The sequence below is a fragment of the Pseudomonas sp. MWU12-3088 genome, from assembly GCF_023242405.1.
GTDB classification, from domain to species: domain Bacteria; phylum Pseudomonadota; class Gammaproteobacteria; order Pseudomonadales; family Pseudomonadaceae; genus Aquipseudomonas; species Aquipseudomonas kribbensis.
Genome location: NZ_JALJEA010000014.1, coordinates 83,510 through 106,916, shown reverse-complemented (window position 1 = coordinate 106,916; position 23,407 = coordinate 83,510). Strand labels below are relative to the sequence as shown.

23 protein-coding genes are annotated in these 23,407 nt (G+C 60.7%); 14 read left to right on the top strand and 9 right to left on the bottom strand.

Features of this window, described 5'->3' with window-relative positions; translation table 11 throughout:
* Positions 1-4: 4 nt before the first annotated feature.
* The 3 genes from rsmB to def are packed head-to-tail and all read right to left on the bottom strand — an operon-like array spanning position 5 to position 2,835.
* Positions 5-1,315 (bottom strand): 16S rRNA (cytosine(967)-C(5))-methyltransferase RsmB, encoded by a 1,311-nt coding sequence (gene rsmB / locus M5B98_RS26070; protein WP_248744409.1) that lies wholly within the window; start codon positions 1,313-1,315, stop codon positions 5-7.
* Positions 1,312-2,271 carry a methionyl-tRNA formyltransferase gene (gene fmt, locus M5B98_RS26065; protein WP_248744408.1) on the bottom strand — a complete coding sequence of 320 codons (960 nt, stop codon included), beginning with the start codon at positions 2,269-2,271 and terminating at the stop codon, positions 1,312-1,314. The genes rsmB and fmt overlap by 4 nt, the downstream gene beginning before the upstream one ends.
* A gap of 57 nt (positions 2,272-2,328) precedes the next feature.
* Positions 2,329-2,835 carry a peptide deformylase gene (def, locus tag M5B98_RS26060; RefSeq protein ID WP_085733888.1) on the bottom strand — a complete coding sequence of 169 codons (507 nt, stop codon included), beginning with the start codon at positions 2,833-2,835 and terminating at the stop codon, positions 2,329-2,331.
* Positions 2,836-3,004: 169 nt separating this feature from the next.
* On the opposite strand from def, the gene M5B98_RS26055 reads away from it, so the two are divergent.
* The 8 genes from M5B98_RS26055 (at position 3,005) to M5B98_RS26020 (ending at position 11,168) form a co-directional block, all read left to right on the top strand.
* A complete protein-coding gene (locus M5B98_RS26055) occupies positions 3,005-4,030 on the top strand; it encodes a LysM peptidoglycan-binding domain-containing protein (protein ID WP_248744407.1) in 1,026 nt (341 codons plus the stop codon).
* A gap of 79 nt (positions 4,031-4,109) precedes the next feature.
* On the top strand, positions 4,110-5,210 hold the full coding sequence (gene dprA / locus M5B98_RS26050) for a DNA-processing protein DprA (RefSeq protein ID WP_248744406.1): 1,101 nt from the start codon (positions 4,110-4,112) through the stop codon (positions 5,208-5,210).
* Between the two features lie 54 nt (positions 5,211-5,264).
* Complete coding sequence (locus M5B98_RS26045; protein WP_085713080.1) at positions 5,265-5,822, top strand: L-threonylcarbamoyladenylate synthase; 558 nt, start codon at positions 5,265-5,267, stop codon at positions 5,820-5,822.
* Between the two features lie 272 nt (positions 5,823-6,094).
* Positions 6,095-6,766: a hypothetical protein gene (locus M5B98_RS26040; protein ID WP_248744405.1), complete on the top strand. Its 672-nt coding sequence runs from the start codon at positions 6,095-6,097 to the stop codon at positions 6,764-6,766.
* Positions 6,744-7,478, top strand: a complete 735-nt coding sequence (locus M5B98_RS26035; protein ID WP_248744404.1) for an iron-containing redox enzyme family protein — start codon at positions 6,744-6,746, stop codon at positions 7,476-7,478. The genes M5B98_RS26040 and M5B98_RS26035 overlap by 23 nt, the downstream gene beginning before the upstream one ends.
* 42 nt (positions 7,479-7,520) lie before the next feature.
* Complete coding sequence (locus M5B98_RS26030) at positions 7,521-8,615, top strand: DUF3419 family protein (protein WP_248744403.1); 1,095 nt, start codon at positions 7,521-7,523, stop codon at positions 8,613-8,615.
* Positions 8,612-9,880 carry an aminotransferase class I/II-fold pyridoxal phosphate-dependent enzyme gene (locus M5B98_RS26025; protein ID WP_248744402.1) on the top strand — a complete coding sequence of 423 codons (1,269 nt, stop codon included), beginning with the start codon at positions 8,612-8,614 and terminating at the stop codon, positions 9,878-9,880. Before M5B98_RS26030 ends, M5B98_RS26025 begins: the two co-directional genes overlap by 4 nt.
* Positions 9,870-11,168, top strand: a complete 1,299-nt coding sequence (locus M5B98_RS26020) for a phenylacetate--CoA ligase family protein (RefSeq protein ID WP_248744401.1) — start codon at positions 9,870-9,872, stop codon at positions 11,166-11,168. The genes M5B98_RS26025 and M5B98_RS26020 overlap by 11 nt, the downstream gene beginning before the upstream one ends.
* 23 nt (positions 11,169-11,191) lie before the next feature.
* Here M5B98_RS26020 and M5B98_RS26015 read toward each other — a convergent pair whose 3' ends face one another.
* A complete protein-coding gene (locus M5B98_RS26015; RefSeq protein WP_248744400.1) occupies positions 11,192-12,169 on the bottom strand; it encodes an NADPH:quinone reductase in 978 nt (325 codons plus the stop codon).
* A 152-nt stretch (positions 12,170-12,321) separates the two neighbouring features.
* Here M5B98_RS26015 and hemF point away from each other — a divergent pair, with 152 nt between their 5' ends.
* Positions 12,322-13,236 carry an oxygen-dependent coproporphyrinogen oxidase gene (gene hemF / locus M5B98_RS26010; RefSeq protein ID WP_248744399.1) on the top strand — a complete coding sequence of 305 codons (915 nt, stop codon included), beginning with the start codon at positions 12,322-12,324 and terminating at the stop codon, positions 13,234-13,236.
* Positions 13,237-13,245: 9 nt separating this feature from the next.
* Positions 13,246-14,067 (top strand): shikimate dehydrogenase, encoded by an 822-nt coding sequence (aroE, locus tag M5B98_RS26005; protein WP_248744398.1) that lies wholly within the window; start codon positions 13,246-13,248, stop codon positions 14,065-14,067.
* A 7-nt stretch (positions 14,068-14,074) separates the two neighbouring features.
* Here aroE and M5B98_RS26000 read toward each other — a convergent pair whose 3' ends face one another.
* The 3 genes from M5B98_RS26000 to betC all read right to left on the bottom strand — a co-directional run bounded on the left by M5B98_RS26000 (position 14,075) and on the right by betC (position 18,194).
* Positions 14,075-15,643 carry a SulP family inorganic anion transporter gene (locus M5B98_RS26000; RefSeq protein WP_248744397.1) on the bottom strand — a complete coding sequence of 523 codons (1,569 nt, stop codon included), beginning with the start codon at positions 15,641-15,643 and terminating at the stop codon, positions 14,075-14,077.
* Positions 15,644-15,745: 102 nt separating this feature from the next.
* A complete protein-coding gene (gene choX / locus M5B98_RS25995; protein WP_248740301.1) occupies positions 15,746-16,663 on the bottom strand; it encodes a choline ABC transporter substrate-binding protein in 918 nt (305 codons plus the stop codon).
* Positions 16,664-16,679: 16 nt separating this feature from the next.
* Positions 16,680-18,194 (bottom strand): choline-sulfatase, encoded by a 1,515-nt coding sequence (betC, locus tag M5B98_RS25990; protein ID WP_248744396.1) that lies wholly within the window; start codon positions 18,192-18,194, stop codon positions 16,680-16,682.
* Positions 18,195-18,308: 114 nt separating this feature from the next.
* On the opposite strand from betC, the gene M5B98_RS25985 reads away from it, so the two are divergent.
* Positions 18,309-19,259: a choline sulfate utilization transcriptional regulator gene (locus tag M5B98_RS25985; protein WP_248744395.1), complete on the top strand. Its 951-nt coding sequence runs from the start codon at positions 18,309-18,311 to the stop codon at positions 19,257-19,259.
* On the opposite strand, the gene M5B98_RS25980 is transcribed toward M5B98_RS25985, so the two are convergent.
* Positions 19,260-19,925, bottom strand: a complete 666-nt coding sequence (locus M5B98_RS25980) for an NAD(P)-dependent oxidoreductase (RefSeq protein ID WP_248744394.1) — start codon at positions 19,923-19,925, stop codon at positions 19,260-19,262.
* Positions 19,926-20,009: 84 nt separating this feature from the next.
* On the opposite strand from M5B98_RS25980, the gene M5B98_RS25975 reads away from it, so the two are divergent.
* Positions 20,010-20,336: a DOPA 4,5-dioxygenase family protein gene (locus M5B98_RS25975; protein WP_248744393.1), complete on the top strand. Its 327-nt coding sequence runs from the start codon at positions 20,010-20,012 to the stop codon at positions 20,334-20,336.
* On the opposite strand, the gene M5B98_RS25970 is transcribed toward M5B98_RS25975, so the two are convergent.
* Positions 20,337-20,738, bottom strand: a complete 402-nt coding sequence (locus M5B98_RS25970) for a GFA family protein (RefSeq protein WP_248744392.1) — start codon at positions 20,736-20,738, stop codon at positions 20,337-20,339.
* 324 nt (positions 20,739-21,062) lie between these two features.
* Here M5B98_RS25970 and M5B98_RS25965 point away from each other — a divergent pair, with 324 nt between their 5' ends.
* Together M5B98_RS25965 and M5B98_RS25960 are read left to right on the top strand one after the other, a co-directional pair.
* Entirely contained in the window at positions 21,063-22,370 is a 1,308-nt protein-coding gene (locus tag M5B98_RS25965) for a CitMHS family transporter (RefSeq protein WP_085713065.1), read from the top strand.
* A gap of 70 nt (positions 22,371-22,440) precedes the next feature.
* Positions 22,441-23,208, top strand: coding sequence for a TerC family protein (locus M5B98_RS25960; RefSeq protein WP_114880872.1), 768 nt, complete (start codon positions 22,441-22,443; stop codon positions 23,206-23,208).
* The last annotated feature ends 199 nt before the right edge of the window (positions 23,209-23,407 follow it).

Genomic DNA, 23,407 nt, shown 5'->3' with positions numbered 1-23,407 from the left:
CCGTTTAGCCGCGCGCGGCAGCGATCTTGATCAGCTTGGCGTAGTAGAACCCGTCGTGCCCGCCCTGCTGGGCCAGCAACTGGCGACCGTGGGGCTGTTTGATCCCGGCCTGCGTGGCCAGATCCAGTTCCCGGGCACCCGGCGTGCGCTCAAGGAACGCGGCGATGACTTCGGTGTTCTCGGTCGGCAAGGTCGAACAGGTGGCGTAGAGCAGGATGCCGCCCACTTCGAGGGTTTTCCACATCGCGTCGAGCAACTCGCCTTGCAATTGCGCGAGGGCCGCGATGTCGTCGGCCTGACGGGTCAGCTTGATGTCCGGATGACGGCGAATCACCCCGGTGGCCGAGCACGGCGCGTCAAGCAGGATGCGCTGGAACGGTTTGCCGTCCCACCATGCCGCCGTGTCACGACCGTCGGCGGCGATCAGTTCGGCGCTGAGACCGAGGCGTTCGAGGTTTTCCTTCACCCGCACCAGACGCTTGGCTTCCAGATCCACCGCCAACACGCCGGCCAGCGCCGGTTCGGCTTCGAGGATGTGGCAGGTCTTGCCGCCCGGCGCGCAGCAGGCGTCCAGTACCCGCTGGCCCGGCGCGAGGTCGAGCAGGTCGGCGGCCAGTTGCGCGGCTTCGTCCTGCACGCTGATCCAGCCTTCGGCGAAACCCGGCAGGCTGCGCACGTCCGCGGCGGCGTCGAGGACGATGCCGTCGCGGCTGAAGGTGCACGGCTGCGCGGCGATGCCCGCTTGAGTCAGCAGACCGAGGTAGGCGTCGCGGCTGTGATGACGGCGGTTGACCCGCAGAATCATCGGCGGATGCGCGTTGTTGGCCTCGCAGATGGCTTCCCATTGTTCAGGCCAGAAGGCCTTCAGGGATTTTTGCAGCCAGCGCGGGTGGGCGGTGCGCACCACCGGATCGCGCTCCAGTTCGGCGAAGATCGCCTCATGTTCACGTTGGGCGTTGCGCAGTACGGCGTTGAGCAGACCTTTGGCCCACGGTTTTTTCAGCTTGTCGGCGCAACCGACGGTTTCGCCGATGGCGGCGTGCGGCGGGACGCGGGTGTAGAGCAATTGATAGAGACCGACCAGCAGCAACGCCTCGACATCGGCGTCGGCGGCCTTGAACGGCTTCTGCAGCAGTTTTTCCGCCAGCGCCGACAAACGCGGCTGCCAGCGGGCGGTGCCAAAGGCCAGATCCTGGGTGAAACCGCGATCGCGATCCTCGACCTTGTCCAATTGCGTCGGCAGGGAGCTGTTGAGCGAAGCCTTGCCGCTCAGGACGGCGGCGAGTGCCTTGGCGGCGGCCAGACGCGGGTTCATTGCGCGTCCACCGCTGCGCCCAGTACGGTGCCGACAGCGAACTTCTCACGGCGGCTGTTGAACAGATCGCTGAAGTTCAGCGCCTTGCCGCCGGGCAATTGCAGGCGGGTCAGACACAGCGCCTGTTCGCCGCAGGCGACGAGCAGGCCGTCCTTGCTGGCGCCGAGAATGGTGCCCGGTGCGCCTTTGCCTTCGGCCAGTGTCGCCGCCAGCACTTTCAGGGCTTCGCCGTTGAGCGTGCTGTGGGTGATCGGCCATGGGTTGAAGGCGCGGACCAGACGTTCCAGCTCGACGGCCGGACGGCTCCAGTCGATGCGCGCCTCGTCCTTGTTCAGTTTGTGGGCGTAGGTGGCGAAATCGTCGTTCTGCACTTCGCCTTCCAGAGTGCCGGCGGCCAGACCGGCAATCGCTTGCACGACGGCTGGCGGGCCCATTTCGGCGAGGCGGTCGTGGAGGCTGCCGCCGGTGTCGTCGGCGCTGATCGGGGTCACGACCTTGAGCAGCATCGGCCCGGTATCGAGCCCCGCTTCCATACGCATCACGGTCACGCCGCTTTCGGCGTCGCCTGCTTCGACGGCGCGCTGGATCGGCGCCGCCCCGCGCCAGCGTGGCAGCAGCGAGGCGTGGCTGTTGATGCAGCCCAGGCGCGGAATATCCAGTACCGCTTGCGGCAGGATCAGGCCGTAGGCGACCACCACCATCAAGTCCGGCTTCAACGCTGCGAGCTCGGCCTGAGCGTCAGCGTTGCGCAGGGTCGGCGGCTGCAACACCTGGATATCATTTTCCAGAGCGAGCTGTTTGACCGGGCTCGGCATCAGTTTTTGCCCACGACCGGCCGGGCGATCCGGTTGGGTGTAGACCGCGACGATCTCGTAAGGGCTGTCCAGCAGCGCCTTGAGGTGTTCGGCGGCGAATTCCGGGGTACCGGCAAAAACGATGCGCAGTGGCTCAGTCATGGGGGGAATCTCATAAAAAGAAAAAGGCTTGCCGCAGCAAGCCTTTGGAGAGGGGCATCAAGCGTTCTGGCGGTGCTGCTTTTCCAGTTTCTTCTTGATCCGGTCGCGTTTGAGCGTGGACAGGTAATCGACGAACAACTTGCCGTTGAGGTGGTCGCATTCGTGCTGGATGCACACCGCGAGCAGGCCTTCGGCGATCAGTTCGTAAGGCTGGCCGTCACGGTCCAGAGCCTTGATCTTGACCTTCTGCGGGCGGTCGACGTTTTCGTAGAAACCCGGAACCGAGAGGCAGCCTTCCTGGTATTGCTCCATTTCGTCGGTCAGCGATTCGAACTCGGGGTTGATGAACACCCGGGGTTCGGTGCGGTCTTCGGAAAGGTCCATCACGACGATACGTTTGTGCACGTTGACCTGGGTCGCGGCAAGGCCGATGCCCGGCGCTTCATACATTGTTTCAAACATGTCATCGACCAGCTGACGCACTTCGTCGTCCACTACAGCCACAGGTTTGGCGATAGTGCGCAGACGCGGGTCCGGAAATTCGAGGATGTTCAAAATGGCCATAAGCTTGATTGCTGCACGTGTGAGGTAAAGTCGGGCGATGGCCTGGCGGGTCCGAAGATGCAGGCTACCGTTGTGAAACGTAGCTCCTTGCTTTTCAGCATAGAGCAGGGAGCGAGCCACGGGGGCTCTGGCGTTTCACGCGAACGCACATGATAAAGGGATTCACCGCATGAGGAAATCACTACTCGCCCTGCTGTTTCTGGCCTCGGCCGGTACCGCGCACGGGCAAGTGCAACTCAAGGAAGGTTTTCCACAGCAATACACGGTGGTTTCGGGGGACACACTCTGGGACATCTCCGGAAAGTACCTGCGCGAACCCTGGCAGTGGCCGCAGTTGTGGCGGGCCAATCCGCAGATCGAAAACCCCAACCTGATCTATCCGGGCGACACGCTGACGCTCAGTTACGTCAACGGCCAGCCACGCCTGACCCTCAATCGCGGGGAATCGCGCGGCACGATCAAGCTGTCGCCAAGGATCCGCAGCAGCCCGGTGGCCGAGGCGATCCCGAGCATTCCGCTGAAATCCATCAACAGCTTTCTGCTGAGCAACCGCATCGTCGACAAGGTCGAGGACTTCGACAAGGCGCCGTACATTGTTGCCGGTGATGCCGAGCGGGTGCTCAGCGGCACCGGCGACCGGATTTTCGCCCGCGGGCATTTCGATCCGAACCAGCCGGTCTACGGCATCTTCCGCCAGGGCAAGGTCTACACCGATCCGCAGAGCAAGGAGTTTCTGGGGATCAACGCCGATGACATCGGCGGTGGTGAAATCGTTGCCACCGAGGGCGACGTCGCCACCCTCGCCCTGCAACGCACGACCCAGGAAGTGCGCCTCGGCGACCGACTGTTCAGTGGCGAGGAACGTTCGATCAACTCGACCTTCATGCCCAGCGCGCCCACCAGCGACATCAACGGCCTGATCATTGATGTGCCGCGTGGCGTCACGCAGATCGGCGCAATGGATGTGGTGACCCTGAACAAGGGCAAACGCGACGGTCTGGCCGAAGGCAACGTGCTGGTGGTGATGAAAACCGGGGAAACCGTGCGTGACCGGATCACCGGCCAACCGTTGAAAATCCCCGATGAACGCGCCGGATTACTGATGGTGTTCCGCACCTACGACAAGCTCAGCTACGGCCTGGTATTGAACGCATCGCGCTCGCTGGCGGTGCTGGACAAGGTGCGAAATCCTTAGCTGGCTTCACAAGTTACCAACAGAGTTATCCACAGCTTGTTCCGAAAGGTTCGGGGCTTATAACGATCAAGGATGATCCATGATGATGCCTGTCTGTACGCCGGTTTCCCCAGCGGAACTGGAAGCGCGCTTGCGCCTGCACCGCCTGCCGGAAATCGGCCCCAAGCGTTTTGCCCGATTGCTCGAAGCGTTCGGCTCCGCCTCCAAAGCCATCAGCGCGCCGGCCAGTGCCTGGCGTTCGTTGGGTTTGCCGGTGGCGAGTGCCGAAGCGCGCCGTTGTCCTGAAGTACGCGACGGCGCGAGCCGCGCATTGGCCTGGCTAGAGCGCCCGGGCCAGCATTTGCTGATGTGGGACCAGCCGGACTACCCGGCCTTGCTGGCGCAGATTGCCGATCCACCACCGCTGCTGTTTGTTGCCGGTGACCCGCTGATCCTGGAAAAACCGCAACTGGCGATGGTCGGCAGTCGTCGCGCTTCACGCCCGGGCATGGACACCGCCACGGCGTTTGCCCGCAGCCTGGCCGGGGCCGGTTTTGTCATCACCAGTGGCCTGGCGCTGGGCATCGATGCTGCAGTGCATCAAGCCGCTGTCGACGTCGGCGGGCAAACCGTCGGTGTGCTGGGCACCGGTCTTGAAAAATTTTATCCACAGCGCAACCGGCGGCTGGCGGACACGATGATTGCCTCAGGCAGTGCAGTAATTTCGGAGTTTCCACTGGACGCCGGACCGACGGCGAGCAACTTCCCCAGGCGCAACCGGATCATCAGCGGTTTGTCCCTCGGCGTACTGGTGGTCGAGGCCAGCGTGGCCAGCGGCTCGTTGATCACCGCCCGACTGGCGGCGGAACAGGGGCGCGAGGTGTACGCGATTCCGGGCTCGATCCACCACCCCGGCGCGCGCGGTTGCCATCAACTGATCCGCGATGGAGCGGTGCTGGTGGAAACCATCGAACATATTCTCGAAGCCTTGCGCGGCTGGCAGCACCTGTCGGTGTCCGCAACTGCACCGAGTACCGATAACCCGTTGTTGCGGCTGTTGCACGCCGCACCCCATACCAGCGAAGGTTTGGCTGACAGCAGTGGCTGGGCGTTGCCCAAAGTGCTGGCGGCGTTGACCGAACTTGAGATGGAGGGCCGCGCCGTATGCGAAAACGGTCGCTGGTTTGCGCGGGTAAGCTAGGTTTTACATTGAAGATCGGTAAACTGCGCGAAACCTGTTTGCGGAGAGTTTTTCATGGTCAACAGTTGGCGTGTGCAACAAGCCGCACGAGAGATTCGCGCCGGGGCGGTGATTGCCTATCCAACCGAAGCCGTCTGGGGGCTGGGGTGCGATCCATGGAATGAAGAAGCGGTGGATCGCCTGTTGGCGATCAAGAACCGTTCGGTGGACAAAGGGTTGATCCTGGTCGCCGACAACATTCGTCAGTTCGACTTCCTGTTCGAGGATTTTCCTCAGGATTGGATCGACCGCATGGCCAGTACCTGGCCGGGGCCGAACACCTGGCTGGTGCCGCATCAGAACCTGTTGCCGGAGTGGGTGACCGGGGTGCATGACACCGTGGCGCTGCGGGTCAGCGATCATCCGCAGGTGCGGGACTTGTGCTCGCTGGTCGGACCGTTGATTTCGACATCGGCCAACCCGCAAGGCCGGCCAGCGGCGAAGACTCGCTTGCGGGTCGAGCAGTATTTCCGTGGTCAGGTCGATCTGGTGCTGGGCGGAATGCTCGGCGGGCGCAAGAACCCGAGCCTGATCCGCGATCTGGCGACCGGCAAGGTTGTGCGCCCGGCCTGATATTACCCTTGGTTAATTCTATGAGTACTCCTCGGCTTTTATAGCGAGGAGTACTACGCGTGCCTGCGATTTTTCCTTCATGTAACTGAACATACTGACCGGTTTTTCGGTTTGAATTTTTCCTTTCTATGTCAGATGAATCGGTAAGTATTCATTTGTTGTAATTTTTCCGACGTTATTCTCAGAAGCCGCACAGTGGCGGTTTTTCTAAAAACATTCATTATTTCAATGCGCTCAGAAAACTTCGAAAAGTTAACGGCTGCGGAGAAGAAATGGATATCAGGTATTTGCAATTAACGGACTGTCTGCAGGCATTACAGGCGACCTTGAAAAGTCGTTATGAAAGTTATCGTATCGTTATTCTTGAGGCAGGCTCGGATACGCGAGAGTTTGAACAGTTTGTTGGTCGTCATTTTCGACTGCGATTGCAGCACTACATGCTGACGCCCAAAGCCAGACTGTTTGAAACACGCCTGGCAATTGCCTCGCGCAGTACCCACTTTTTGCTGTATCTGCACGACAGACCCATGGCTGTATTGAGAGTCACGCCTGCGCCGTTCGAATGGGCATCACTGACGCAGCAGCATGTTTCTCCCACGGTGGCGCTATCGCGCCATGTCGAGTTCAGCCGCTTGATCAGCCACTCGCAAAATCAGTTCCCGATGTCGGTCAACGGCCTGCTGGCGGCTGCCACGGAATGGGCGATCAGGCACGGTCATGAAGGCGTCACCGCCCTCTGCCGATCACCGCAACGGCGATTCTTCCAGCGCTTCGGCCTGACGCCGATCACGACCGACGCTCTACACATCGAACACCGCAAGCGCGGCGATTACTGGCTGCTTTCAGCTCAATGGCAGCAGATTTTCGCCGCGCTTCAACAACCCATCCACCTGCTCGCCAACCCACCGGAGAAGCACCTTGATGAATCCGCCCCTCAGTTTTAACCAACAGTTGAGCCTGCTCGATGAGCGAATCGAAAAGTCATGGGCCGATATTCTGGAGAGTTCGCGGCTGGTAAAAGCCATTCGCGAAGGTGGTGTTTCCAGAGCGTTATATGCGATCTACATGATCGAAACCTTTCACTACACGGCACACAATGCGCGAAATCAAGGATTGGTGGGTGTGCGACATGCAGATAATCCGGTGTATGCGAAGTTCTGTTTTGAACATGCGGCACAGGAAGTCGGTCATGAAAAGATGGCGTTGCACGATGTCATGAGCCTTGGTCTGAAGCATGAAGTGTTCGATATTCCATCTGCGCTTCCAGAGACTGAAGTATTGATTGCCTATTTGTACTGGATTTCCTTTACCGGTAACCCGCTGCAGCGGCTTGGTTATAGTTATTGGGCAGAAAATGCTTACCAGTTCATTACGCCACTTATTAATCGTCTGAGTGAAACGCTGGAGTTGAAACCGGCTCAGCTGACGTTCTTCGTTGCACATTCCGACATCGATATCGAGCACTTCAACGAAATCAAACTCATGCTGCAGCGTACCTGCAAGCGTCAGGACGATTGGGATGCCGTTGCCACCGTCATGGAAACCAGCCTGCGCCTGACCGGCAACATGCTTGAGGCCGTTTATGAGCAATACGAGGCCTGGCAAAACGGGCTGGCGCCCCGCTATGACTTCCTTCACGCCCTGGACAACCAATGAAGACCTCCTACCCATGTTCACATCAGGTGGCTGGAGGTAGACATGGCTGACTATTTCGACCAGCTCAACTACACGCTGGGGGATGAAGACACCGCGCTTGAGTACGCAATCCTGCCCAGGCATGCCCGACACGTGCTGGGTATTGCCGGATGCGGCGGGCGCCTGTTGCCGCTGCTGGCCGCAAACCCGTTACGCATGACCTGTAGCGACATCAGTGCGCCGCAACTGGCGTTCACCCGGTTGCGTCTGGCGTTGCTGGAACAGACCGATCACGAGTCGTTCATGGAGTTCATGGGCTATCGGATGGAAAGTCTCAGAGCACGGCGCCGATCCATTTTTCAGCAATTGATTTTGCCGCCCGCAGATCGTCGCTGGTTGTTCGGGTTATTCCAGTCCAGGCAATGGGACGCGCCGATTTACATGGGCGCATTCGAGCAGACTCTGAAGCGGCTGGCGAAGATCACCGGACTGTTTACCGGCAAGGCGGGCCGGGGCATTTTTCAGTACGGCTGCCTTGAAGAACAAACCGAATATTACCGAAAGCGCTTTCCACTCAAGCGCTGGAAGGCCGTGATCGCTTTGCTGGGCAACGCAGCAGTGCTCAATTCGCTGTTGTACAAAGGCTCGTTTCCACCCAACAACCTTGGTATCAGTTCCCGTGCGGCCTATCTGGAAATTTTCCACAGGCTGTTCAGCTCTCAGGTGGTCCGGGAGAGCTTTTTCCTGCAAATGCTGTTTTTCGGTGAACTGCGCTATCCGCAAGGCTTTCCGCTGGAGTGCGATCCGGCAATTTTCCAGCGTGCCCGTGAGGGTCTTCAGCAGTGCGAGTTACGCGTTGTGCAGGCTGACATCCTCGACTGCGTTGACGGGGAAACAGGCATCGATTTCGTATCTCTGTCGGACGTGCCCTCCTTCATGCCCGAAACGGCCGGTACCCATGTTCTGCAGCATCTGGCACCAGCGCTGGCAGAAAACGCGCGGGTGGTCATGCGTGGCCATTTACATGTGGTTCAACCCGATTGTGCAGGTTTCTGCGATATCACCCATCAGTACCAGGCAGAAATCGCACGAGAAAAAACCCAGCTCTGGCGTGTGCAGGTCTATCGCCGGACAGCCTCTATGCAGGTATCCCGATGAACACCTTTCAACCGACCGTCAATTGGGTCAAAAACCGTGTTCGGCAATCTCGTGATGATCAACAGCAGTTATTCGATGCCGGGCTGAATGGTCTGAAACTGGTCAAACGTGAAGGCAAGGAGATCGAACTCGACAGCGGCGAACGGCTGACGGAGTTTCTCTCATGTTCTTACCTGGGGCTGGAGTGTGATCCACGCTTGATTCACGGAGCCGTGAGCGCCGCTGAAGCCTTTGGTGTGCAGTTCGCTGCCGCGCGAACCCGAGTACTGTTGCCTCCCATGCGTGAGCTGGATGAACAACTGAGCCGGATATTTCAGGGACATACGGTTACCTTCAACTCCGTAGGCAGTGCGCATCTCGGCTGCCTGCCGCTGCTCGGTTCCGGCGAAATGCCCTCCTACCCCTTGAGGCGTGGTCCCTGCTGGATTGTTGACCGTGCAGCGCATGCCTCGATGCAGGTGCTGCAGGGCATTCTCTGGCAGTTCGGGCCGGTAAAGCGCTGCGATTGCAGCGATTTGGAGCAAGTGGAGGATGCGTGTCTGGCGGCGGTCGCAGCGGGTAACTCGCCCATCATCCTGACCGACAGCATTGGTTCGATGCGCGGTTTGTATCCGGTCAACCGCCTGTTGCAACTGGCGGAGCGTTTTGACGGTTATCTCTATGCGGATGATGCCCACGGCACTTCGATCCACGGAGCGGCAGGGGGTGGATATGCATTGGTTGCAGCTGAGGAACGGCTACGCGGTCGACTGATTCTCCTGTCGTCTCTTTCCAAGGCATTCGGTGCAACCGGTGGCGCGATCACCGTGCGTACAGCGGCGGATGCCGAGCTGATACGAAGCCACGCTTCGACTTATACGTTTGGTGGACCACTTTCCCTGGCTGGAGTTGGCGCGGCGGTCGCCTCCGGGAATATCCACCTGTCGCCGGAGCTGGGTCGATTGCAGTCTGACCTGTGGCGAAATATCGCCGTGATCGACGGTCTGCTTGGGCCGGTGCTGGGCAATCATCAGGTCGAGTCCCCCATTCGTTTTGTCCGCGTCGGAGCCGAGAGAGATGCGATCTGTCTGGCGCAGCATTTGCGTCGGCAGGGCATGGCGGTCACTACCGCACTGTTTCCGGTAGTGGCCAAGGGCGAGGCGATTTTGCGTCTGGCCATCAGCGCGAGCCACAGTCAGCGCCAGTTGGAATCTCTGGCGAGTGCCGTCCGTAGCGGATTCGACGAGTTGGGCATTCGTCAGGGAGGATGGGCTAATGAGCAATGATCCACTGATGGATTTATCAGCCGAGGCGCTTGCACAAAAATTGGCTCACGCGCGTTCTCTGCCCTGGTTCCGTGCGCTGTATCCCCGGATTCTGGAGGTGCAGACATTGGCTGATCTGCGTCGACTGCCGGTTCTGGCAGTGGAAGACGAGTTCGGCGGTGAGCTGTTTTCCGCACTCGGCGATGCGTCGCACCGAGCACCCGGTGGTGGACTGACCCTGACCTCGGGAGGGAGCACCGGCAATCGCAAACAGATCACCCATTCCTGGGCGTTCAACGCCGCGATCGTGCCTCTGGGAGCACGGGTGTTTGGTATGACGGACGAGCGTCCGGACGTGGTCATCAACTGCCTGACGGCCGGTGAAATGCAGGGTGCGTTTCATTACGCGACAGCCATTGTTCAGCACATTGGCGCACGCTTGTTGCCCGCTGGCTCACAGATGGGTGTTCAGCGCATTGCCGAGCTGATTCAGTCACACGCGGCCGATGCGCTGATGTGCACCCCCTCCTTTGCCGCCGCGCTGTTCAATCATGAAGACGTTGGTTCAGAACAGTTGGGCAGTCTGAGGTGGCTTTACTACATTGGAGAACCCTGCAGTAAAACGCTGCGCGACCAATTGGCCAGGGATTGGCCGAAGCTGAAAATTCGCTCGTTGGGCTACAGCTCGACGGAAACGGGTCCCATCGGCTTTCAGTGTGCACACCTTGAACACGGTTTTTATCATTTGCATGCCGACGCGATGCTGGTCGAAGTGGTTGATCCCCGGACCCTTCTGGCCGTGGCAGAAGAGAAGACAGGCGAGTTTCTGCTGACGCCCCTGCTGCCCGATCATGCGCCGCTGTTTCGCTACAGGATCGGGGATCGCGGGCGAATCCTGCGCACGGTGACGAATTGTGCCTGTGGCAGCTCCATGCCGGTTCTGGCCCTTGATGGACGGGTTGAAACATCGATCAAACTGGGTGGGGCGATCATCACTCAGTCACAGGTAATGCACATACTTCGGCAGATCCTGCCTGAGTTGGGCACAGCAGATGTGCAGGTGCAGATCGAGCGACGGCCCGGTGGAGCGCACATGCGTCTGGTTATCGCCGAGGACAGACTGACTGCTGTCGCGCAAACCCTCATCGAAGGTGCTTTGCAGGTCGAGGGGCAAGCGAGCGCATTGCTCAGTCTGCCCGGTGTGTTGGGGTTGGAGGTGAAGCGTCTTGCCCGTCAGGCATTTGAAACGACCTTGACCGGCAAGACACCGTTTTTTGCAGAGTTGCCACAGACTCCGACCAAGTCATGACGATTGGCCGGAGAGATCTGCCGTCAGGGCAGCAGAACGGTGGAGCCGGTGGTGCGTCGTGCCGACAACTCAGTCTGCGCCTTCGCCGCATCAGCCAGTGCGTAACGCTGGCTGATATCCACTTTCAGCTTGCCGCTGGTGATCATCCCGAACAGCTCATCCGCCATGCGTTGCAGGTTCTCTGCGTTGTTGGCGTAGGTCGCGAGCGTTGGCCGGGTGACGTACAGCGAGCCTTTCGCCGCCAGAATCCCCAGGTTCACTCCGTCCACCGCGCCCGAGGCGTTGCCGAAGCTCACCAGCAGACCGCGAGGCGCCACGCTGTCCAGCGAGGCCGGCCAAGTGTCCTTGCCGACGCCGTCGTAGACCACCGGGACTTTCTTCCCGTCGGTCAATTCCAGCACCCGCTGGGCGACATTTTCGTGACTGTAATCGATGGTTTCCCAGGCGCCGTGGGCCTTGGCCAGTTCGGCTTTCGCTGGCGAGCTGACAGTGCCGATCAGCTTCACTCCCAGCGCTTTCGCCCATTGGCAGGCGAGCAGGCCGACGCCGCCGGCTGCTGCGTGGAACAGAATGGTTTCGCCGCCCTTGAGTTCATAGGTCTGGCGCAGCAGGTACTGCACGGTCAGGCCCTTGAGCATCACGCCGGCGGCGGTTTCGAAGCTGATGGCGTCTGGCAGGTGCACCAGATTGGCCTCGGGCAGGACATGCACGTCGCTGTATGCGCCCAGCGGGCCGCTGCCATAGGCCACGCGGTCACCGACCTTGAACCGGGTGACGGCGCTGCCCACCGCCTCGACGATACCCGCACCTTCCGCCCCCACACCCGACGGCAATGCCGGCGGCGCGTACAGGCCGCTGCGGTAGTAGGTGTCGATGAAGTTCAGGCCGATGGCCTTGTTGCTCACGCGAACCTGCTGCGGGCCGGGTTCGGCGGGCTGGTAGTCAACGTATTCGAGCACTTCGGGGCCGCCATGGGCGCGGAACTGGATTCGCTTGGCCATCTGCCTACTCCTTGGGACGATTCGGAAGGCCCCTATCGAACTCCCCTGCTTGATCTTCGTCAACTGCGGCGTGCCTTCCTGCGATGGTATGCTACGCGCCCATTTGCGCCGCCCCCTCGCTCACGGGGCGATGCCCGATCCAAGGTGATGCCATGACGACCCGCACCGACGCCGTAAAGGCCTATCTGCTCGACCTGCAAGACCGCATCTGCGCGGCGCTGGAATCCGAAGACGGCGGCACGCGCTTCGTCGAAGACGCCTGGACCCGTGCGGCCGGCGGTGGCGGTCGCACCCGGGTGATCGAGAACGGCGCGGTGATCGAAAAGGGCGGCGTCAACTTTTCCCACGTCTTCGGCAGCGGTCTGCCACCGTCCGCCAGCGCTCATCGGCCGGAACTGGCCGGGCGTGGTTTCGAAGCCCTCGGTGTGTCGCTGGTGATCCACCCGCACAACCCGCATGTGCCGACGTCCCACGCCAACGTGCGCTTTTTCATCGCCGAGAAGGAGGGTGAAGAGCCGGTCTGGTGGTTCGGCGGCGGTTTCGACCTGACGCCGTACTACGGCAATGAAGAAGACTGTATCCACTGGCACCGCGTCGCCGAACAGGCCTGCGCGCCGTTCGGCCCGGACGTCTATCCGCGCTACAAGGCCTGGTGCGACACCTATTTCCACATCAAGCATCGCCACGAACCACGTGGCATCGGCGGTCTGTTCTTCGATGACCTGAACGAGTGGGACTTCGATACCAGTTTCGCCTTCATGCGTGCCATCGGCGATGCGTACATCGACGCTTACCTGCCGATCGTGCAGCGCCGCAAGAACGACGCGTTCACCGCCAAGCAGCGCGAGTTCCAGGAGTTCCGTCGCGGTCGCTACGTCGAGTTCAACCTGGTCTACGACCGTGGCACCCTGTTCGGCCTGCAGTCGGGCGGTCGCACCGAGTCGATCCTGATGTCGCTGCCGCCGCAAGTGCGCTGGGCCTACGACTGGAAAGCCGAGCCGGGCAGCGAAGAAGCGCGCCTGACCGACTACTTCCTGCAAGATCGCGACTGGCTGGCCCAGGCCTGAGGACTTCTGATGGATCGTTACGTCGTTTTCGGTAACCCGATCGGCCACAGCAAGTCGCCGATGATTCACAAGCTGTTCGCCGAACAGACCGGACAGAGCCTCGACTACAGCACCCTGCTGGCACCGCTCGACGATTTTTCCGGCTGCGCCACGGCGTTTTTCCAGGACGGTCGCGGTGCCAACGTGACGGTGCCCTTCAAGGAAGACGCCTACCGCCTGGCCAACAGCCTGACCGCCCGTGCTCAACGTGCGGGTGCGGTGAACACCCTGAGCAAACTCGCCGACGGCACCTTGCTCGGGGATAACACCGACGGCGCCGGGCTGGTGCGCGATCTGACGGTCAACGCCGGATTCAGCCTCACCGGCAAACGCGTTCTGCTGCTCGGCGCCGGTGGCGCGGTGCGCGGTGCGCTGGAGCCTTTGCTGGCGGAAAAACCGGCCTCGGTGATCATCGCCAACCGCACGGTGGACAAGGCCGAGCTGCTGGCCGAACTGTTCTGCGACCTCGGGCCGGTATCGGCCAGTGGTTACGACTGGTTGCGCGAGCCGGTGGACGTGATCATCAACGCCACCTCCGCCAGCCTCACCGGCGATGTGCCGCCGATTGCAGAAAGCCTGATCGAGCCGGGCCAGACCCTGTGCTACGACATGATGTACGGCAAGGAACCGACCGCGTTCTGCCGCTGGGCCAGCGAGCACGGCGCGGGCGTGGTGATGGATGGCTTGGGCATGCTGGCGGAACAGGCGGCGGAAGCGTTTTTCCTGTGGCGCGGTGTGCGTCCCGACACGGCGCCGGTTCTGGCTGAATTGCGTCGACAACTGGCGCTCTAAGGCGCCTTCAGTCCTCGAAGCGGATCGGGCATTTCTCCGGCCCTTCGAGTTTGCGCAACTCCTCCACCACCTGTGGTCGCGCCTGACGCAAGGTCAGGCTGCGATCCTGGCGCAGCAGGCGCCGGGCTTCCTGATGGAGCATTTCCACGCCGGAGTAGTCGATGAAGTTGATCTGCTGCGCCTCGATCACCACCCGCGCACCGTGCATCCGTTGCAGGCGCACTTGCAGGTAGTGGCTGGCGCCGAAGAAGATCGAGCCGCCGACCCGCAACACATCATCTTCGCCATCGCGCCAATGCTGCACTCGTGGCTGCGAGGTGCGCTTGAGGTAGAAAAACAGCGAGGCCAGTACCCCGGCGTAAATGGCTGTCTGCAATTCCAGCAGCAACGTGGCAACGCAGGTCAGGCCCATCACCACAAATTCTGCCCGGCTGACCCGCAGCAACGCACGAATGCCGCGATGATCCACCAGCCCCCAGGCGATCAACAGAATGCTGCCGGCCATCGCCGGGATCGGAATGTGCGCAATCAGCCCTGCACCGAAAATCGCGAACAGCGCCACCCATAACGCCGAAAACACCCCGGCCAGCGGTGAACAGGCCCCGGCCTCATAACTCAGCCCGGAACGGGTGAACGATCCGGCGGACAACGATCCCGAAAAGAACGCCCCGATGATGTTGGAAAGTCCCTGGGCACGGACTTCCTGATTGGCATCGAGCAATTGCTGGGAACGCGCAGCAATCGAACGGGCAATCGACAGGCTGGTGACCAGCCCGAGCATGCCCACCGCCACGGCACTGGGCAGCAGACGCAGGACCAGATCCATGTCCAGCGGCAAACCACTGAACGGCGGCAGGCGCCCCACGAAAGCGCTGACCAAGTGAACATGGCCGAACATCGCCGGCCACAGCCACACCACCAGACTGCCTAATACCAAGGTCATCAACAGCGTCGGCCAGCGTGGCAGCAGTTGCTTGAGCAATACGCCAACCACCACCGTAGCGACGCCGAGTACGAGCGACGGTTTATCCACAGCCCCTAGATGCCGTAGCAGATCCATCAGGCTGGCCAGCGCCGTGGCCTTGGCCGGCAGATCCAGCCCCAGCAGGTTCGGCAATTGCCCGATGGCAATAACCACCGCCGCGCCGAGGGTGAACCCCAGCACCACCGAGTGCGAGACGAAATTCACCAGTGCGCCGAAGCGCAGCAATCCCAATAGCCACTGGAAAATCCCGGCGAGGAACGTCAGCAACAGGATCAGGGTGATGTAGTCCTGTGATGCAGGCACGGCAAGTGGACTGACACTGGCGAACAGAACAATCGAAATGGCAGCGGTCGGGCCGCAGATCAGATGCCACGACGAGCCCCACAGACAGGCGATCAGCACCGGGATGATCGCCGCATAGAGGCCGTATTCGGGTGGGAGACCGGCGATGAGCGCGTAGGCAATCGACTGCGGCAACGCGAGAATCGCGCCGCTGAGGCCGACGACCAGGTCCCGCCCGACGCTGGCGCGGGTCTGCCGGGGCAGCCAGGTCAGGAAGGGGAACAGTGAGCGGCGGCTGGGGAAGGCCATGAATCCTCTCGGGTGAAATTTTGCGCATTGTACGCAGCTCGGGACGCGGAGCGTCCATGGCGGCATTCCCACGCAGAGCGTGGGAACGATCGGCCCGCGCAGTTACAGCTTGGCTTTAACCGCCGGCAAAGCATCTTTGCCATCCACGGTTTTCACACCATCAAGCCACTTATCCAGCACCGCCGGATTCGCCTTGATCCAGGCCTTAACCGCATCGGCATTGCTGACCTTCTTGTTCACCACCTCGGCCATGATGCTGTTCTCCATCTCCTGAGTGAACGAAAGATTGGTCAGCAATTTACCCACATTCGGACAGGCCTCGGCGTAGCCCTTGCGGGTCAGGGTGTAGACGCTGCCGGTGTCGCCAAAGTACTTCTCGCCTCCCTTGAGGTAATGCATTTTCAGCTGCACGTTCATCGGGTGCGGGGTCCAGCCGAGGAAGGTGACGAATTTCTGTTTCTTCACCGCCCGCGAGACTTCGGCCAGCATCGCCTGTTCGCTGGACTCGATCAGCTTCCACTGACCCATGTCGAAGTCGTTCTTCTTGATGATCTCTTGCAGCGAGATGTTTGCCGGCGCGCCGGAGCCGATGCCGTAGATCTTGCGGTCGAACTTGTCGGCGAATTTGTTCAGGTCGGAAAAGTTATGCACACCCGCATCCCACACGTAGTCCGGCACGGCCAAGGTGAATTCGGTGCCGTCGAGGTTCTTCGCCAGTTGCGTGACGTCGCCGGTGGCCACGAACTTGTCGTAGAAGCCCTGCTGCGCCGGCATCCAGTTGCCAAGGAACACGTCGACCTGGCCATCCTTCAAGCCGCCGAAGGTGATCGGCACCGCAAGGGTGTCGACCTTGGCCTTGTAGCCCATGCCGTCCAGCAGAAACCCGGTGATGGCGTTGGTCGCGGCAATGTCGCTCCAGCCGGGGTCGGCCATTTTCACCGTGTCGCAGCTCTCGGCGAACGCCGATGCGCTGCCCAGTGCCAGCAGGCTGACCGTCACGACTGTGGATAACTTGACCATGGACTTCCCCTTAACGTTATTGGTTTTGGCAGGGTTGTGGATAACGGGCTTTGCGCTCCAGGTCATCGAGGTCGATGTGGTTGCGCATGTACTGCTGACTGGCGTCGACCAGCGGCTGGTGATCCCAGCTCTTCAGCTTGCCGATGGTCAGCGCCTCGGCAACGAAGCGCCGGCGTCGCTGGCTTTCGAGCACCTCGCGGTGAATCGCCGGAATGTCCCATTTGGCCCGTGCTTCGGCGAGAAAATCGTCGAACAGCTGGCGATGTTGCGGTGACTGGCTGAGTTCTTCCTGCTCCCGTGGATCGTTATCCACATCGAAGAGTAGGCAAGGGTCGGTTTCGCTGTAGATAAATTTGTAGGCGCCACGGCGGATCATCATCAGCGGGCTGACGGTGCCTTCGGCCATGTATTCGCCGAACACTTCGTCGTGACCGCCCTGCCCTTGCAGGTGCGACACCAGCGAGCGGCCGTCCAGCGGCAGATTCGGTTCCAGGCTGCCGCCGGCCAGTTCGACGAAAGTCGGCAGCAGGTCGGCGGTGGACACTGCGGCGCTTACTCGACGCGCATTGAACTGACCTGGCGCACTTATCAACAGGGGCACTCGCGCGGCCATTTCGAACCAGTGCATTTTGTACCAGAGGCCTTTTTCCCCAAGCATGTCGCCGTGGTCGCCGGAGAACACGATGATGGTGTCATCGATCAGCCCGGTATCTTCGAGTGTTTGCAGGAGTTTGCCGACGTTGGCGTCGATATAGCTGCACGCACCGAAATAAGCGCGACGCGCATCGCGGATCTTATCCACAGGCAGCGGCTTGTCCCACAGGTCGTAGACCTTGAGCAAACGCTGGGAATGCGGATCGAGCGAATGCTGGTCCGGTGTTGCGGGAAGCGGGATATCCGCATCGTCGTACAAATCCCAGAACGCCTTGGGAATCGTGTAGGGGTCGTGGGGGTGAGTCATCGACACGGTCAGGCAGAACGGCTGGTCGCCGTCCTCGCGAATATGGTCGAACAAGTATTGCTGCGCCTTGAACACCACTTCTTCGTCGAAGTCGAGCTGGTTGGTACGCACGCACGGCCCGGCCTGCAACACCGAGGACATGTTGTGGTACCAGCTCGGCCGCACGTCGGGCTCGTCCCAGTTCACTGCCCACCCATAATCGGCCGGGTAGATGTCGCTGGTCAGACGTTCTTCGTAACCGTGCAGTTGATCCGGCCCGCAGAAGTGCATCTTGCCCGACAGCGCAGTGCGGTAACCGAGGCGCCGCAGATAATGGGCGTAGGTGGGAATGTCGGCGGGGAAATCGGCGGCATTGTCGTAGGCGCCGATCTTGCTCGGCAACTGGCCGCTGACCAAGGTAAATCGCGACGGCGCGCACAGCGGGCTGTTGCAATACGCGGCATCGAACACCACGCCCTGTTCGGCGAGGCGGCTTAGATTCGGCAGTTTGATCGGCGACGGGCCGTAGAACGGCAACATTGGCGCGGCCATTTGATCGGCCATGATGAAGAGAATGTTCTTGCGCTTCATGTGATCGCGGCATTCCATAGTGAATATTTATGCGACATTGCTGCGATCGAGCATGGATTCCACGCAATCTCCGGTAAAGCCCGCGCCGGACAATGACTAGGATAAGCACAGCTTATGTATGAAGCCCTCGGTGATTTGTCGCTGGACCTGCTGCGCGCCTTCGAGGCGGCGGCCCGTCATCGCAGTTTTACTGCTGCAGCGGTGGAACTCGGCACCACTCAACCGGCCATCAGTCAGCAAATCAAAAGGCTGGAGGAGCAGCTCGGAACACGGCTGTTCGACCGGATCTACCGAGGTATCGAGCTGACCGAGGTCGGTTCGATCCTTTTCGAGCAAGTCACCCTCGGTTTGCAGAATATCGACGCAGGATTGAGCGCGATCAGTGCACAGCAGCAACATGAAGTGCTGCAGGTCGCCACCGATTTCGCCTTCGCCGCTTACTGGCTGATGCCGCGCCTCCACCGTTTTCACGAAGCCAATCCGCAGGTCGATGTCAGCCTGGTCACCAGCGAACGCAATCACAACATGCTCCGGCCGGATATCGACGTTGCCGTGCTGTTCGGCGACGGTCGCTTCAAACAGGGCGAAAGTCATTGGCTGTTCAGCGAAGAAGTGTTCCCGGTGTGCAGCCCGCAATTGCTCAAGGATCGCGTCCGGCCCTTGCCGCCTCAGGCGCTGCTGGAATTTCCGTTGCTGCATCTGCGCGGTGAGAACAGCAGCAACTGGTTCGACTGGAGCGGTCTGTTCCGCGAACTCGGCATCAACACGCCGCCCGCGCCGGGCCAACTGCGTTTCGACAACTACACGCTGCTCATTCAAGCGGCAATTGGCGGTCAGGGTGTGGCCATCGGCTGGCGGCACCTTGTGGATAACTTGCTGGCCCAGGGTTTGTTGTGCCGGCCGATTGCCGAGACCACCCTCTCCCGCCTCGGTTATTACGTGGTGCTGCCGCAACGCAAACGGCGTGGGGCGTTGATTCAACAATTCGTCGATTGGTTGATGGCCGAACAGGCCAGCAGCGCGCAGTCGCTGACGGGAATGGAATTGCCTTCGATCGCGGTGTGATCAGCCGTCCGACACCGCGACAAACTTCACGTGTTCGCCCACATGCAGATTCAACCGCAATTCATCGGCCATCCCGATGGCCACCCGGCTCAGGCGTTCCAGCGGTTCGGCCAGCCCCGGCTCAAGGCTGCTGCTGACCTGGCTGAAATGCTCGATGGTCAGCCCTGCCACTCCACGCGGCGCATCGACCAGCGTCCAGCGCAACGGGCTGCCTTGCAGGGCTTCGCGGATTTCCTCGGCGGCGTGGCGTTGCAGGCGATCATCCAGATCCGGCTCGTCCAGCAGCGCGAAATTCCCCACGACAAACAGCCGCGACACGTGCGCCGCCTGCAGGCCATCGATCAGCGCATCGACCGCCAGCACCTGTTCCACCGACCCGAGCACCACGGACTTTTCCACATGCTCGCTGCTGAACGGCAGGCCCGGCGCATCGAGCAGGCAAATCACCGCCGAGCTGCCGGCCACACTCTGGTTGACTCGTTCGGCATCAAACAGATCGCCGCTTTTGGTGCGCAGGCCAGGACGTGGCGCCAGGGCGGTCAGGTCGTCGAGGATGGCGATGACTTCGTGCTGGCGGCGCAGCAGTTCAGCCATCAACGCACTGCCCAGGCTACTCATGGCACCATAGAGCACCACTTTCACCACCGGGGTTTCGGCATTTTTCATGGCTGAGGTCCCTTTTGTTTTCCCTTGTATGGCGTGTGACATACGGCCAACGCCGAGGGTTCGAACCGATTCAGAGGGTTTGCGATGCAGACGATCAAGGGTTATCACGCCCATGTTTATTACGACGCGAGCACCATCGAACAGGCGCGTGCGCTGTGTGAGCAGGCCGCGCAATTATTCCCGTTGAAGATGGGCCGCGTGCACGAACGCCCGGTCGGCCCGCATCCGGACTGGAGCTGCCAACTGGCCTTCGGGCCCGAGCTGATCGGCGACGTGCTGCCGTGGCTGGCGCTCAATCGCAAGGGGTTGGTGGTGTTCCTGCACCCGGACACCGGCGATGACTTGCTGGATCACACCGAGCACGCGGTCTGGATGGGCGCGATGCGGCCGCTGGATCTGTCTGTTTTTTGATCAGATGGTTTCTTCGGGCTCGCCCGGCAGATGTTCATCCAGATGCAGCCATGGTAACTGGCTATCGGTCCAGATGTGCCGCTCGGCGGCGGCTTGTTCCGGGTGATCCAGCGTGGCGATGGTCAGATCGATGCTCTCGGGGCTGAGCAAGGTCACCAGCGCCAGTTGCGCGCCGCAGTCCGGGCAGAAGAACCGCGCGCAGCTGGTTGACGAGTCATAGCGCGAAGGCGTTCCGGTCAGCCATTGGAAGTTCGCCGCCGGTAGCGTGATCCAGGTGGTGACGATGCCACCGCTGACCTTTCGACAGATCGAACAATGACAGTGGGCAATGTCGCGCAACGCTCCGCTGAACTGATAGCGGATATGTCCGCAATGGCAGCCGCCGCTGTGCAATTCATTCATCACCCTGCCCTCCCGTTCCCGTGTTCATTGACTCTAGTCGCATCCGACGGCCGGTTGGCCGTTGGTATCGAAGCTTTCACCTGCGAAAGCTGGCTGAAAGGTTGCCCCATTAGGATCGCCGCCACTACCGGCAACAGACCGGTTGGCCAACGCGCGTGATTGCTCCCGCGTCAGGCCCAATTAACAACAACAATGGTGATTCTGATGTCCTCTGTAGCCCGCCTCCTCGCTCCAACTCCGTCCGTACGTCTCGTGCTTCCCGTTCTGCGCTGATCCCGCCCGATCCGCTCACTTACCTAGCCGCGCTACGCCTGGAGTATTCCCATGCTGACTTTCCTTGGCTTCGCCATGGTCATCACGTTCATGTTCCTGATCATGACCAAGCGCCTGTCCGCGCTGATCGCTCTGATCATCATCCCGATCCTGTTCGCCCTGTTCGGTGGCTTCGCCCCGAAGATCGGCCCGATGATGCTCGAAGGTATTACCAAGCTTGCGCCGACCGGCGTGATGCTGATGTTCGCCATTCTGTATTTCGCCCTGATGATCGACTCCGGCCTGTTCGACCCGGCCGTGCGCAAGATCCTCAAACTGGTCAAGGGCGACCCGCTGAAAGTTTCGGTCGGCACCGCCGTACTGGCGCTCGTCGTTTCCCTCGACGGTGACGGCGCGACCACTTACATGATCTGCGTGGCCGCCATGCTGCCGCTGTACAGCCGCATCGGCATGAGCCCGCGGATCATGGCCGGTCTGATCATCCTCGCCGGCGGCGTGATGAACATGACCCCGTGGGGTGGCCCGACCGCCCGTGCCGCCAGTGCGCTGCACGTGGACCCGTCGGACATCTTCGTGCCGATGATCCCGGCCATGGGCGCCGGTGTGATCGCGATCCTGATCATTGCCTACTTCTACGGCAAACGTGAGCGTGCGCGTCTGGGTGAACTGCATTTGATCGGCGATGAGATCGATCACAGCGAAATCAGCGTCTCGCAATTCCCGGATGCCCGTCGTCCGAAGCTGATCTGGTTCAACGGCCTGCTGACCCTGGCGCTGATGTGCACCCTGATCGCCGGCCTGCTGCCGCTGCCGGTGCTGTTCATGGTGGCGTTCAGTATTGCAATGATCGTCAACTACCCTTGCCTGCAAATGCAGAAGGATCGCGTCGCGGCTCACGCCGGCAGCGTGCTGTCGGTGGTCAGTCTGATCTTCGCGGCGGGCATCTTCACCGGTATCCTGTCGGGCACCGGCATGGTCGATGCCATGTCGAAAAGCCTGCTGGCGGTGATCCCTGATTTCCTCGGCCCGTACCTGGCGGTGATTACCGCGCTGGTGAGCATGCCGTTCACGTTCTTCATGTCGAACGACGCGTTCTACTACGGTGTGTTGCCGGTGCTGTCGGAAGCGGCCAGCCATTACGGCATCACCGCCGTGGAAATGGCCCGTGCCTCGATTGTCGGCCAGCCGGTTCACCTGCTGAGCCCGCTGGTGCCGTCGACCTATCTGCTGGTAGCACTGGCCGGGATCGAGTTCGGCGATCACCAGCGTTTCACCCTGAAGTGGGCAGTGCTGGTCTGCCTGTGCATACTGGCCGCAGCCTTGCTGTTGGGGACTTTCCCGCTGTTCAGCACTTTGTAACGGCATCAACTCACCAGAACGCCAGCTGCTTGCTGGCGTCCTGGTTTAACACACGCTCAAAGGAATACACATGGAATGGCTGACCAACCCTGAGATCTGGGTTGCCTTCTTCACCCTGACCGCCCTGGAAATCGTCCTGGGCATCGATAACATCATCATGATTTCGATCCTGGTCAGCCGCATGCCCAAACACATGCAACAGCGCACCCGGATCTTCGGTCTTGGCCTGGCCATGATCACGCGAATCCTGTTGCTGCTGTCGATCACCTGGGTCATGCGCCTCACCGCCGACCTGTTCGTGGTGTTCGGCCAGGGTATTTCCGGGCGTGACCTGATCCTGTTCTTCGGTGGCCTGTTCCTGCTGTGGAAAAGCTCCCAGGAGATGTACCACGCGCTGGAAGGTGAAGACGAAAGCGACGAGACGCCCGGCGGCAAGGGCGGCAACTTCCTCTACACCATCATCCAGATCGCGATCATCGACATCGTGTTCTCGCTGGACTCGGTCATCACTGCCGTCGGCATGGTGTCCCATGTGCCGGTGATGGTGGCGGCGATCATCGTCGCGGTACTGGTGATGATGGCGGCCTCGGGCAAGATCAGCGAATTCATCGACAAGCACCCGTCGCTGAAAATGCTCGCACTGTCGTTCCTGCTGGTGGTCGGCACCGTGCTGATCGCCGAAGCGTTCGACGTGCACGTACCGAAAGGCTACGTCTACTTCGCCATGGGCTTCTCGCTGGCGGTCGAGGCCATCAACATCAAGCTGCGCACCGCGATGGCGAAAAAGAAGAAACAGCAGGATCCGGTGAAACTGCGCAAGGATGTTCCGGGTCAGTAACCGGAACGCTGCGCTGATGATCAAAGGGCCTTCGGGCCCTTTTTTCATGGCTGCATGAACCTGTTTTCATGACGCTTTTGTTTCAATCCCCGCTTTAGCTGTGCAATGCTGGCGCCCGGACCGTTAGCCAACTACAGCTTAAGAACAACACGTAGAAACCGCGCGGTATCGTCAACTTGCCCCTTTGGGGCGCTGCAAC